This window comes from Colwellia sp. MB3u-55, assembly GCF_014076785.1.
Lineage (GTDB): Bacteria > Pseudomonadota > Gammaproteobacteria > Enterobacterales > Alteromonadaceae > Colwellia_A.
In genome coordinates, this window is sequence record NZ_JACGUS010000115.1 from 188,445 (window position 1) to 201,645 (window position 13,201).

Sequence of the window (13,201 nt, forward strand, 5' to 3'; positions counted from 1 at the left end):
CAAATTTAAATTATTAAGTACTCTATTTGAATAATCATGCTGTTGTTATAAAACGGCATAGAACATAGGTAAGAATAATCATATGTCATTAAATTTTTTAGATTTCGAGCAGCCTATTGCTGAACTTGATGCCAAAATTGAAGAGTTACAATTAGTCAATAACGGTCAAGAATTAGATCTTGACCTTGAAGATCAAATTACTCAATTACGCGGTAAAAACGCGGAGTTAACCAAAAAGATTTTTGCAAATCTTGACCCTTGGCAAACAGCTCGTGTGGCACGTCATCCACAGCGTCCTTATACGCTTGATTACATACCACGCATTTTTACTGAATTCGATGAGCTTGCTGGTGATAGGCACTATGCAGATGATAGAGCCATTGTTGGTGGCACTGCGCGTTTAGACGGTAAACCTGTGATGATTATTGGTCATCAAAAAGGGCGTTCAACAGCAGAAAAAGTTAAACGTAATTTTGGTATGCCTCGTCCAGAAGGTTACCGTAAAGCCTTACGCTTAATGCAAATGGCTGAACGTTTTAATATGCCGATTATTACCTTTATTGACACGCCAGGTGCCTACCCGGGTATAGGTGCAGAAGAGCGTGGCCAAAGTGAAGCGATAGCGATGAACTTAAAAGTTATGTCACGTTTAACTGTACCGATTGTTTGTACGGTTATTGGTGAGGGGGGTTCTGGTGGTGCATTAGCGATTGGTGTTGGTGATCGTGTCAACATGCTGAAATATTCTACTTACTCGGTAATCTCTCCTGAAGGTTGTGCATCCATCTTGTGGAAAACCGCTGAAAAGGCACCTACTGCCGCTGCCGCCATGGGTATTACCGCTACGCGTATTAAAGAATTAGAACTTATCGATAATATCGTTGAAGAACCATTAGGTGGTGCACATCGTGATATGGATATTATGGCAGCTAACTTAAAGCAAGAATTAAAATCAAACCTTGCCGAATTAGAAGGCTTGTCCAAAGAAGAATTAATTGAAAAACGTTATGACAGATTAATGTCTTTCGGTTATTGTTAAGTTGCTATAAATCGACACGAGCAAAGTAATATTGAATACTCTGCTGATGAAGTTGTAGCCTTATCTTACTGATTCTATCTCTAAGTTAAGGCGACAGTTTTTTTGTTTTCAGTGTCAATTAACCAAGTATTCTATGATTAAACAGACCTTAATAGATTTTTTTTCCAATCACCCTCAAAAATCACTGCTTGTTGCCTACAGTGGCGGTATCGACTCTCAAGTGCTGTTACATTGCCTTAGTGCTTTAAGAGCACAACATGCTATTAATAGCGATATTCGTGTTTGTCATGTTAATCATGGCTTAAGTGTTAATGCCGTTAAATGGCAAGCCTTTGCTAAAACACAATGCCAACTATTTTGCCTGCCGTTAGATATTATTGAAGTAAACGTGCAAGCTGTTGCCCAAAAAAGCTTAGAAGCGCTTGCGCGCGATGCCCGCTATCAAGCACTAAAATCAGTAGCTAAAGCAGGTGATTTAATTGTTACGGGTCATCACAGTGACGATCAGGCTGAAACTTTTCTACTCGCCCTAAAAAGAGGCGCAGGTTTGAAAGGGCTCTCAGCGATGCAAAGTGAGATGATATTGGGGCAACAATTACTGGTCAGACCGTTGTTAACTATTTCACGAACCGATATTGAAGCCTATGCGAAAGAGTATGGTTTAGCTTGGATAGAAGATGAATCAAATACGGATGAGCGTTTTGACAGAAACTTTCTCCGCCATCAAGTTTTACCTAAGTTAAATCAACGTTGGCCAAGCATCAATAAGACGATTGCACGCAGTGCTGAACATTGCTTTGAAGCACAACAATTACTGGATGAATTAGCGCAGCAAGATTTAATTGCTTGTCAGTCCTCAGCTAATAAGCTTAGTGTTGTTGATGTAAATAAGCTCAGCGAAGCACGTCTTAAAAATCTATTGCGCTATTTTTTGGCTTGCCATGGATTCTTAATGCCAAGCCAAAAGCAATTAATGCAAATATGCCAGCAGCTTAATGCACAAGCGGATAAGTCGCCAGTTGTGCAATTAGCTGAGTGTTGTATTAGACGTTATAAAGGTGAGTTACACCTAACGGGTATCTATCAGGACCTGTCGTTGTGGCAACAAAACGTGGCATTAGGGCTGTTAGCGGATGATAAACCGTTAGATGTTTATCTTCCCGATCAATTAGGTTGGTTAAGTTTTTCTAATGTATCAGCACAAGTACAAGAAAATAGTGCTTGGCAGTCAGTGATAAAAAAACCGGCAGAGCAACAAAAAGTGACGATTTGTTTTTCTCACGAAAACCCAAGGTGTTTACCACAATATCGACAGCATTCAAGACCATTAAAGAAAATCTTACAAGAGCTTGCTATACCAACATGGCAGAGAAAAAGGTTACCTTTTATCTTTTATGATAATGAATTGGTTGCGGTAGTCGGACAGTTTGTTTGTCAGTCCTATCTCGCCGAGAACAGTGACTCAGCATTTACGCTATCATGGCATGGTCAACTGCCTCTTTAAAGGTACCGTGTAACGAATAAACTAGACAGTGTCGGTGCATAAGTGGTAAAAATCTTTCATCGATACGTTATCTTAATAACAAAAACAATAACTAAAATAAGACAAACTATGACAACACAAAATACCTCTGTAGAAAAAACATCATTTTTGGGTAAGCTAAAAGCTATTAACATCGTTAATCAAATCATTATTGCACTTGTTGTTGGTATTGTTTTAGCGCTTATTTTACCTGAAGTTGCACAGTCATTTTCGATACTCGGCAGTTTATTTGTTAGTGCACTAAAAGCGGTTGCCCCTATTTTGGTATTCGTTTTAGTCGCTTCATCTATTGCTAACCAAAAACAAAATAGCGATGCTAACTTAAAACCGATTGTTGGGCTTTATTTACTCGGCACAATAAGTGCTGCGCTGGTTGCTGTAGCACTAAGCTTTGCGTTCCCGGTGCAATTAACATTAGATATTGTTGGCGCAAGTGCTAATCCGCCACAAGGACTAGGTGAAGTCTTATCAACCTTAGCGTTTAAAATTGTGGATAATCCGTTCAATGCGGTTGTTACTGGAAACTTTATTGGCATTTTAGCATGGGGCTTAGGCTTAGGTTTTGCGTTAAAGAAAGGCAGTGAATCAACGAAGGTTATGGTTCATGATTTAGCCGAAGCAATTTCAAGTGTCGTTAAATTGGTTATTCGTTTTGCACCCTTAGGTATTATGGGCTTAGTCGCTAATACGGTTGCGACCACAGGCTTTGATACCTTAAGTGAGTTTAGACACCTAGTACTATTACTTTTAGGTTCTATGGTTATTATTGCTTTAGTGGTTAACCCGCTGATTGTTTATTTTATTACGCGTAAAAACCCTTATCCGCTAGTCTTTACTTGCTTAAAAGAATCGGGTATTACCGCTTTCTTTACGCGTAGCTCTGCAGCAAATATTCCGGTTAATATGGAACTGTGTGAAAAACTTGATTTACATGAAGATACCTATTCGGTTTCTATTCCTTTAGGCGCCACCATTAATATGGCTGGTGCGGCGATCACCATTACGGTATTAACGCTTGCTGCGGCCAATACTTTAAATATTGAAGTTGATTTTGCAACCGCTATTTTATTGAGTGTCATCGCCTCAGTATCAGCTTGTGGAGCCTCTGGTGTTGCAGGTGGTTCATTGTTACTTATTCCATTAGCCTGTGGTTTGTTTGGTATAGACAGTGACATTGCTATGCAAGTAGTCGCGATAGGCTTTATTATTGGTGTTATCCAAGACTCTGCCGAAACAGCCTTAAATAGCTCTACCGATGTTATTTTCACGGCAGCGGCTTCGCATCACATCACTAAAAATCTAGAATAAATGAAGCCCTCGTTAACCACCTCATATAGAGAGGTGGTTGATTTTAGACCCTGACGCTAATTCAGGGTGATAGTTTTTTGCCACTTTATTGCCCAGCAACAAAGCTATACTTTCACTTTAGTATTCAGTAACAGAGCTATACCGCCACTTTAGTATTCAGCAACTAAGCTATACGGTCACGTTTTAGCCAGAGTAAAGCGTAGCCTTTAAATAATGGCTCAGGTCAATTATTTCCCGTTGTTAATCAGCACTTTTTAAATCACTGAATTAGGGGCATAATAGCGAAAAACCCTCTTCAAAAATTAGTGAATTAATATTATGCCTACCGAAAATGCCTTAAAAGCACGCAGTAATGCTAGCTGTGAATTATGTACGTCAACTGAACAATTAGCTGTGTTTCCTGTGCCACCAACCAGCGACTTAAGTGCTCAGCAGTGTGTATATCTATGTGCTATATGCACAGCACAAATTAATGGTGACACTTCAATGGATGTAAGTCACTGGCGTTGTTTGAACGACAGTATGTGGAATCAAGAGCCTGCTGTGCAAGTTATGTCGTATCGCTTGCTTCATAAACTGTCAGCAGAGAGTTGGGCACAAGACGCTTTAGAAATGATTTACATGGAAGATGATGTTAAAACTTGGGCTGAGCAAGGCATTGCCGCTGCTGAGCGAGAGGGGCCAACAAGAGACAGTAATGGCACTGATTTACAAGACGGCGACGATGTTACCTTGATTAAAGATTTAAAAGTTAAAGGCGCTAACTTTACGGCTAAGCAGGGCACTATGGTGCGTGGTATTACCTTAACGGATAATCCTGAGCATATTGAAGGAAAAGTTAACGGTACACGTATTGTTTTAGTTTCGGCGTACCTGAAAAAAGCTTAAGTAAAACATGTTGTTTATATTAGCTTTTAAAAAGCTATGTAGCATCAACAAAGCCATCAGAGTAAGTCAGTAAAGCCCCAACATTGCGGTTTTACTGTCTGACTCATATCGTTTATAACCAACGTCTTACTTTTAGCTGATAATCACGGTATTGTTGACCAAATATTTTTGTTAACATTTTTTCTTCGGGAATTATTTGAAAACGTGTCATGCAGCCAATAAATATTAAAATAATAGGTAAAGATGCTAAATGTTGTAAGTAATAAGTGAGCGAGATCAGTGAAATCAGCATGGCTAAATACATTGGATTTCTTGAAAATGAATATATGCCAGAACTTACCACAGTTGAGCTTGTTTCTGGCTTAGTGGGGTTAACGGTTGTTCTATGCTTTTTAAAACTGACTATTGCACAAAGGCCGACGACTATCGCGATAAAGAACAGCGCGAGGGCAACCGGTAAATGTGCCGGCCAGCTCAAAGTGAGATCGGGTGATATTTTATAAAAAACTATCATTAATAACACGGCAATTAATATCTGCACTACGGGTATTACTTTTAACTCCATGATTTGCCTTAAGCTTAAAAATTTTATGGCTGTTATTTTAGTAGATATTAGTGGCTATTAATCACACTAAATCGATAAGTTTATTTTTAGATGTTCTTGACGTAGTCAGATAATATCGCCATCGATTATTTGTATACTCGTTATGTTTCTTTAGTTTTCTTCGGGTTGAATTTTCAATATAGCACCGATAAAGGATATATAAAATGTCAGTACCCATTGCTTACTTTGCCGTTATTCTTATCTGGTCAACAACACCACTAGCGATAGTGTGGAGCAGTGAAACTATTCATCCAACCTTAGCGGTATTGTTGCGGATGCTGATTGCGGTTGTGCCTGGCTGGTTCATACTGAAAGCTTTTCGTATTGAGCTTCCTTGGCATAAAAAGGCGCTTAAACTTTATAGTTTTTCAGCGATAGGCATTTTTGGTGGGATGTTATTTGCGTATTTAGCCGCTGGCTACATTTCTTCTGGGCTGATGTCGTTAATGTTCGGCTTGGCACCTATTTTATCTGGGGTGCTAAGTCAGCGATTTTTGGCTGAGTCTGCATTATCAACAGCAAAAAAAATAGCCTTGGCGATCGCTATTTGCGGCTTAGCTACAGTATGTTTTGATAAAATATCACTTAAAGGTGATGGATATATTGGCATTATCGCGGTATTGATTGCGGTTTCATTTTTTAGTTTAAGTGGTGTATTGGTCAAAAGTGTTGACGTTGCTATAAACCCTATGGCAACAACCCTGGGTTCACTATTATTAAGCTTACCTTTATTTACCTTAGTTTGGCTTATTTTCGATGGCAATATTGCGCATCAAACATGGAGTAACAAATCAATATTAAGTGTCGTTTATCTTGGTGTTATTGGCTCTTTAGTGGGTTTTATTGCTTATTTCTATATATTACAACGCCTAAAAGCGAGTACGGTGGCATTGATCACTATGATCACCCCAGTGATTGCCATTTCACTGGGGTTACTATTAAATAATGAAACGATTAATTTTAATTTAATCGTTGGCGCATTAGCTATCATTGCTGGTTTAGCTATTTATCAATGGGGCGATTCAGTGATTAAACACCATCGTAATAAATATGCTCAGTGATGAAAAAGTAACCATAGGATTTCGACAAGCCCAGCAGAGTGATATCGGCTATTTATTACAATTAAGAAAAGCCTCAATGGGCGAACATCTTATTGCTGCAGGTTTGGATTTATCTGATCAGCAACACCTTGAACGAGTGAATGATTTTTTTGCAGATTCAACTATTATTTTGATGAACAATGAGCCTATAGGCTTAATAAAAATAGCCGTATTAGCGAATAAATTACACATCAGGCAGCTGCAAATCATACCAATACATCAAGGAAAAGGAATTGGTGGTAAGGTTTTAGCCTTAATTAAAAGAAAAGCAAAAGAGTTAAAACTACCAATAACATTAAATGTTTTGTTAGCAAATCCAGTTATTTCTTTATATTTACGCCATGGTTTTGTTGTCACTGGCCAGAATGAAGTTGAGTATCAAATGCGCTGGTTACAATAAAATAAGGCCAGTAATTAAAATCACTGACCTTATGTTCAGGATGAACGGTATGTCACGATGCCATGGATGGCAAGGAGTGACGGTGTTCAGGACGAACGGTCAAACTTAGTAGATTTTACCACTCGATCGAACAGTATTTACATCAATACGTGTTGGGGTAATACTGCCATCAACTAGTCCTTGCGTAGCGACTGATAACGTCTCAATAACCTGATACATCGACGCTAAGTCTAGGCTGCTAATATCATCAGACGTTTTATGATAATGCTGGTCTTTATCGAGTTGGGTACTACTAAAACTGTGAGCTGGAACACCTAAACGCGCAAGTGTTGCATTGTCTGAACGATAAAATAACCCCTGCTCTGGGTAAGGGTCTTGGTAAATTTCACTGTTTTTAGCCGCTAAGCTTACGTTAAGTAATTCACCTAAATTTGAACGCTCCATTCCTGTCATCCAAACCGAACCAGCGTCAAACTTTGAAGGTTTACCTATCATCTCAATGTTTATCATTGCCACAACGTTGTTAGGATCTAATTGCTGTGAAAAATATTTAGAGCCAAAGCCACCAATTTCTTCGGCGGTAAAAGCACTAAAAATTAAGGTTCTTGCGTTCTTACCTTGATGGGCATAGTGTTGTGCCAGATTAATAACAGCAGAGGTGCCCGACGCATCGTCATCAGCACCATTAAAAACCTCTTTACCATCAGCCGTTACACCTAAATGATCATAGTGTGATGAATATAAAACCACTTCTTTTGCTGTCGCTGGGTTTTTATCTTTGCCCGGTAGTATCGCAACAATATTGGTTAAGGTTTTTTCAGTTATCGAAGTACTCGCGTTAACGTTTACCGTGGTAACTTCATTATCATCGGCTAAAACCATAACAATAGCCCCTTGGTGATCAAGGTTAAGCTTAGTTAAGCCTCGTTGAAAGTAACCTCGATAACCAGCAAAAGTTTTAGCGTGAGCACTATGGATAATAACCAGGTGTTGGCCACCGTCATTATTCATTTTACTAAGAGCCGCGCGCATATCATCCGCTTCAGCAATAATATGGGTGTTAACATTTTCAAGGCTCTGCCATGAAAGCGTGGCCATAGTACTTGCCATACCTAAATTAGCGTCAGCAATAGTCTGACCATTTAAGGTCACCGTTAATGCTGTTGGCATAATACTGGTTACATTAAATGTTTGTTTGAAATCTTTATTGCCTTCGAGTGGGCTTAGTCCAATGTCGGTAAACCTCTGGCTAATATAATCACCCGCTTGGTCAATACCAACAGAGAAGCTGGCTCGGCCTTTTAAATCGTCACTTGCGAGATAAGTAATATCTTTAATAACTTGTTCCGATGACATTTTAGCAATTTTGGCTTTAGGTGGTTCAGGCTCACTGCATGCAGAAAGGAGTGTAATGCATGCAAAAAGAGCTAAAGTTAAGCAGCTTTTAGTAAGGTGACTTTTCATGCTTATTATTTCCCTATCCATGTTGGTATTAATTATTGTAATTTTGTTGTTTCAATTAACAGTGTTTCATTACCCGCCGTTAACCATAATTGGCCATCTTGGATACTGCACTGAAAGTCCATAGAGCGGCCAGCAAGTTTTGCTAATGCATCACAAGTTTCTTGGCTAATGAGCTCAATGGAAAGTTTATTGAGTAGACATAATTTGTTTTGTGACTGTTTCCACCAGGTTTCAGCACTACTGCCATAGGCATAAAGAATCACTTTTTGGGCACGATTACAGGCTTTTTTGAGACGTTTTTCATCCAGTTGCCCAAGCTCTATCCATAACTCTATCACTTCAGAGTAATTAATTTGCCACAGAGCGGCTTCTTCTTCGTCACTCACACCCTTACCAAATTGCAGATGTTCATTTGCATTTAAAATAAAAGCTAACAAGCGAACCATCATGCGAATATTTGTTTCTGAAGGATGTTGGGCGATGGTTAAATTGAGGGTGTCGTAGTAATTTCTGTCCATATCTGACAGTTGTATACTGGCTTTATTTATTGTTGCTTTTAGTGCCATGATTATCCGTAAAGTAAGAAATGCTAATTAAGCTTATAATACCCGTATAACATTAAGGAATACAGCAGGTAAGTCCTTTTATTCGACCAGCCACTCTAATTCATCAATGACTTTTCTGGCTTCAGCAATCGTGCAATCAGTGCGGGCCATTAATTGGTTAACAGTAATGTCTGACTTTAATTTAGCAATACGTATAAGTTCATCGTGACTAAGTGCTTGCCTTTGACTCATTAAGTAACTAACTAGCCACTGCCAACTCGGCTCTTCTGAGTCTTGTATAAAAGCGACAACGTGTTCTAATTGTTCAAAGCTAGCTTTTAGTTGCCAATTGCGCGAACGGCCAATTCTATAAAGTTCACAGCCACTAGCTCTTATTCCTGCTTTTAACGCATAAGCTTTTATTACTTTTCTAAGCAATGAGGGCAGATTAATGACAGGTATATGATTTGGCGATGTTTTCATAAGGAGCGAGTAATGTTAACAGAGAATAAAAAACCAGCAAAATGCTGGTTTCAGTCTTACTAATAATAATTGACTACCATTTTTTCTTCGGTTGAAATAATAAGTCTATATCATCTTCTTGATCTTTGGCTTTTTTCGCCGCATCTTTAGCATTAGTGCTTTTAAGTGCATCGGTTATTTCTTCAAGTTGGATCTCAACCTCAGCTTTTTTATTGATGGTATATTCTGTTTGTGAAGGATGAGCGGACAATGTTTGCAAAGCTTTCTCAAAATATTGGCGCGCTGACCCCAACATTTCTTTTTGGTAAGCCATGTTGCCACGTTTTAGCAAGCTTTCAACACCAATCTGTAGTTGCATAGCATCGAGCTTTTTATCTTCATGGGTAAATGTTTGTGCGTCTAATGCTCCTTTGACTTGCTCTGACTTAAGTGTTGCTCGTAATTTTTTAATACATTGCAAAATACTAACAAGTTGTTGTTCATTATCAGGGAGAATGAATGGTTCCTCTTGTTCTGAATTTGAAGCCGCGAGTTCTTGAGACGCTTTTAACCTTGACTCAATATCATCAACTTTACCTTTAATTTTTTTTGAATCAGGTAAAATTGATCTCATCGCTTTTGCTGCGGTTAAACTGCGTCGATTAAGAATGTTGACGATACTAGGATTACTGGGCAGGTTAGCAAGATGTAGAATAAGGTCTTCACTTTCATCTATAATCGCTTTTTGCTTAGCCGCTTTTATGCGTTTGTCTTTTTCTTGTTTTGCTTTGTGCTGTTGAATTGCACCAACACCCACAACTATAATGATTAATGCGATAATTAAAGCAATGATAATGCCCATAATGTTAACTACTCGTCTATGAAAATAGAAATATCTTTCATGCAGTCTACAAAAAATGGACACATTAGCATAGCCTTATATGAACCTTTTATCTCTAATACTAATTAAGGCTATTTATATAACTTTTTATTTTGAATGAAAAACTTCATTTTATCTGAAAAAAGTCAATTTTAACTTCGTTATGTGTATTTTGTAGTAATAATACTACATTTTTAAATTAAATCGTTTATATAAGCATAATAATGAAAATTAATATGGAATAAGTCTTCATTTAAGTATATATTTTTTGCATAAGCAATCAGCATAAAATTTTGAAGTATAATTATGAAACTGCAACAACTGCGCTATATTGTTGAAGTACTCAACAATAATTTAAATGTCTCTGCAACAGCAGAAAGTTTATTCACCTCTCAACCGGGTATAAGCAAGCAAGTTCGCATGCTAGAAGATGAACTCGGTATTCAAATTTTCGGCCGCAGTGGCAAACATTTAACGCATGTTACTGCCCCAGGCAATGAAGTTATCAATATTGCTACAGAAATTCTCTCTAAAGTTGAAGCGATTAAAGCGGTTGCGCGTGAGCATACACAACCCGATGAAGGTAAATTACGTATATCAACCACGCATACTCAAGCGCGATATGCATTGCCTGAAGTGATCAAAGGCTTTATGAAAAAGTACTCAAAAGTTTCTTTGCAAATGTCTCAGGGAACACCAGCGCAAATTAGTGATGCCGCAGGCAAAGGTGACGCTGATTTTGCCATTGCGACGGAATCATTACACTTATATAACGATTTAGTGATGCTACCTTGCTATCACTGGAATCGCAGTATAATAGTGCGACCCGATCATCCCTTAGCTAAAAAACAAGGCATTACTATTGAAGATTTAGCAAAGTATTCATTAGTGACTTATGTGTTTGGTTTTACTGGACGTTCAGAGCTTGATACGGCTTTTAATAGTGTTGGAGTAGAGCCTAAAATTGCCTTTACTGCCACCGATGCTGATGTAATTAAAACATATGTGCGTTTAGGTGTTGGCGTTGGTGTGATTGCCACTATGGCTATCGACCCTAGAATTGATAGTGATTTAGTGACTATCGATGCCAGTCACTTATTTAATTCAAGTACCACTAAAATTGGTTTTAGACGCGGTACTTTCTTACGTGGTTACATGTTTGATTTTATCGAGCGTTTTGCTCCTCATTTAAATCGTGATTTAGTCACTAAAGCCGTTTTATTGAAAAATAATGCTGAAATAGATGAGATGTTTGCGAATATTAAATTGCCTGTTCGTTAAAACAACTGTGATACAAATCAATAACCACATAAAAGCGACTGATATCAGTCGATTTTTTATGTTCAGGATGAAGAGTATTTCGTGATGGGAAGTATAGAAAGTATGGCAAGGGACGACGAATGTTCAGGATGACCTTTCTCAGACATCCTGTCTTTCAAAACATTAATGCTTCGCTGCACAACGATGGCAAGGAACGACAAATGTTCATCCATTAACCCTTTGTCAATTGGAGCTTTGCGATTAAAAACGTCTTAACATTCGGTAATGTTGACCGCTAAGCCGCCACGAGAAGTTTCTTTATATTTAGTTTTCATATCATTGCCAGTTTCCCACATGGTTTTAATCACTTTATCCAGTGGGACTTTTTGATTACCGGTGCCGCGTAAAGCTAAACGTGATGCGTTGATCGCTTTTACCGAGCCCATAGCATTACGTTCGATACAAGGAACTTGAACTAAGCCACCAACAGGGTCACAGGTTAATCCTAAATTGTGCTCCATACCAATTTCTGCCGCGTTTTCTACTTTACTTGGCGAACCACCCATAATTTCAGTTAATGCGCCAGCTGCCATAGAACAAGCTACGCCAACCTCACCTTGACAGCCCACTTCAGCACCAGAAATTGACGCGTTAGTTTTATATAAAATACCAATGGCTGCGGCGGTTAATAAATAGCGTACACAGGTATCTTCATCAACGGGTCTAACAAACTTATCGTAGTAGCATAATACGGCAGGTATAATACCCGCTGCACCATTGGTTGGGGCTGTTACAACTCGACTACCTGCGGCATTTTCTTCATTAACTGCAAGAGCAAATAAGTTAACCCAGTCCATCGCTATAAGTGGATCGTTGTTATTTTCAACTGATAATGCCTTATAAAGGGCAGGAGCTCTGCGCGCAACTTTTAAGCCACCGGGTAAAATACCTTCGGTTTTAATACCTCGGTCGACACAATCTTTCATTGCTTGCCAGATATTAACGAGTTTAGCCCTAATAGTGGCTTCATCGGCTAAGCACTTCTCATTATTCATCATGATGGTACTGATCCTGAGGTTTTTCTCATTAGCTTCGTTGATAAGCTCAGTCGCTGATGAGAAATAATGAGGACGTTTTATATTGTTGTGCAGAGATAGTGCTTTATCTTTTTCTTTTTCAAAGTCGCGCGCGTTAACTATAAAGCCGCCACCGATTGAATAATATGTTTGCTCTAGTAATAACGTACTTTCTTTTCCTGGGATATCTTCAAAGGCAAAGATAGTCATGGCATTTGAATGAGCAGGTAACGTTTTACGGCGATGATAGATAATTGCATCATTTTTAGGGAATGATACTAAGTGCTCGCCATTAAGCGAAATTTTTTGGCTACCCACTACGGCTTCTAGAATTGAATCAATAGCGTCGACGGCAATCGTATCCGGATTTTCGCCAGACAGACCTAAAATTACCGCTTTGCCGGTGCCATGGCCAATACCAGTTTGCCCTAACGAACCAAAAAGTTCACATTTTACCCGCGTTGTTTGGGCTAATTTATGCTCATCTTTGAGTTGTCCAACAAACAATTTCGCTGCTTTCATTGGACCCACAGTGTGAGAGCTTGACGGGCCAATGCCAATAGAAAACATATCAAATACACTAATCATACTAAAACCTGAATTTATTTTGATAAAATTATCAAAAGATGGAA

At 38.7% G+C, this 13,201-nt stretch carries 13 protein-coding genes; 7 read left to right on the top strand and 6 right to left on the bottom strand.

Going from position 1 to position 13,201, the window contains the following annotated elements:
- The first annotated feature begins 82 nt into the window (after positions 1–82).
- From accA to H4J66_RS11605, 4 genes are all read left to right on the top strand, one after another.
- The gene (accA, locus tag H4J66_RS11590) at positions 83–1,039 is read left to right on the top strand and encodes an acetyl-CoA carboxylase carboxyl transferase subunit alpha (RefSeq protein WP_070374042.1); all 957 of its coding nucleotides are present in this window, start codon (positions 83–85) and stop codon (positions 1,037–1,039) included.
- Positions 1,040–1,172: 133 nt separating this feature from the next.
- On the top strand, positions 1,173–2,543 hold the full coding sequence (tilS, locus tag H4J66_RS11595; RefSeq protein ID WP_182174639.1) for a tRNA lysidine(34) synthetase TilS: 1,371 nt from the start codon (positions 1,173–1,175) through the stop codon (positions 2,541–2,543).
- A 108-nt stretch (positions 2,544–2,651) separates the two neighbouring features.
- Positions 2,652–3,890: a serine/threonine transporter SstT gene (gene sstT / locus H4J66_RS11600; protein WP_182174642.1), complete on the top strand. Its 1,239-nt coding sequence runs from the start codon at positions 2,652–2,654 to the stop codon at positions 3,888–3,890.
- Between the two features lie 318 nt (positions 3,891–4,208).
- Positions 4,209–4,778, top strand: coding sequence for an alkylphosphonate utilization protein (locus H4J66_RS11605; RefSeq protein ID WP_182174645.1), 570 nt, complete (start codon positions 4,209–4,211; stop codon positions 4,776–4,778).
- 112 nt (positions 4,779–4,890) lie between these two features.
- On the opposite strand, the gene H4J66_RS11610 is transcribed toward H4J66_RS11605, so the two are convergent.
- A complete protein-coding gene (locus H4J66_RS11610; protein WP_182174648.1) occupies positions 4,891–5,343 on the bottom strand; it encodes an isoprenylcysteine carboxylmethyltransferase family protein in 453 nt (150 codons plus the stop codon).
- Between the two features lie 203 nt (positions 5,344–5,546).
- Between H4J66_RS11610 and H4J66_RS11615 the strand changes: the two genes are divergently transcribed.
- Positions 5,547–6,443: a DMT family transporter gene (locus H4J66_RS11615; RefSeq protein WP_182174651.1), complete on the top strand. Its 897-nt coding sequence runs from the start codon at positions 5,547–5,549 to the stop codon at positions 6,441–6,443.
- A complete protein-coding gene (locus H4J66_RS11620; protein WP_259368474.1) occupies positions 6,433–6,882 on the top strand; it encodes a GNAT family N-acetyltransferase in 450 nt (149 codons plus the stop codon). Before H4J66_RS11615 ends, H4J66_RS11620 begins: the two co-directional genes overlap by 11 nt.
- A 105-nt stretch (positions 6,883–6,987) precedes the next feature.
- Here the strand turns inward: H4J66_RS11620 and H4J66_RS11625 are convergent, their stop codons facing one another.
- The 4 genes from H4J66_RS11625 to H4J66_RS11640 form a co-directional block, all read right to left on the bottom strand.
- The gene (locus H4J66_RS11625; RefSeq protein WP_182174654.1) at positions 6,988–8,346 is read right to left on the bottom strand and encodes a M28 family peptidase; all 1,359 of its coding nucleotides are present in this window, start codon (positions 8,344–8,346) and stop codon (positions 6,988–6,990) included.
- Between the two features lie 32 nt (positions 8,347–8,378).
- Positions 8,379–8,912, bottom strand: coding sequence for a YaeQ family protein (locus H4J66_RS11630; RefSeq protein ID WP_182174657.1), 534 nt, complete (start codon positions 8,910–8,912; stop codon positions 8,379–8,381).
- Positions 8,913–8,990: 78 nt separating this feature from the next.
- Positions 8,991–9,374: a ribosome recycling factor family protein gene (locus H4J66_RS11635; protein WP_182174660.1), complete on the bottom strand. Its 384-nt coding sequence runs from the start codon at positions 9,372–9,374 to the stop codon at positions 8,991–8,993.
- A 73-nt stretch (positions 9,375–9,447) separates the two neighbouring features.
- Complete coding sequence (locus H4J66_RS11640; protein WP_220463286.1) at positions 9,448–10,215, bottom strand: hypothetical protein; 768 nt, start codon at positions 10,213–10,215, stop codon at positions 9,448–9,450.
- A gap of 324 nt (positions 10,216–10,539) precedes the next feature.
- On the opposite strand from H4J66_RS11640, the gene cysB reads away from it, so the two are divergent.
- Positions 10,540–11,514 (top strand): HTH-type transcriptional regulator CysB, encoded by a 975-nt coding sequence (gene cysB / locus H4J66_RS11645; protein ID WP_070374031.1) that lies wholly within the window; start codon positions 10,540–10,542, stop codon positions 11,512–11,514.
- A gap of 251 nt (positions 11,515–11,765) precedes the next feature.
- Here the strand turns inward: cysB and H4J66_RS11650 are convergent, their stop codons facing one another.
- The gene (locus tag H4J66_RS11650; protein WP_182174663.1) at positions 11,766–13,157 is read right to left on the bottom strand and encodes an L-serine ammonia-lyase; all 1,392 of its coding nucleotides are present in this window, start codon (positions 13,155–13,157) and stop codon (positions 11,766–11,768) included.
- Positions 13,158–13,201 lie beyond the last annotated feature (44 nt).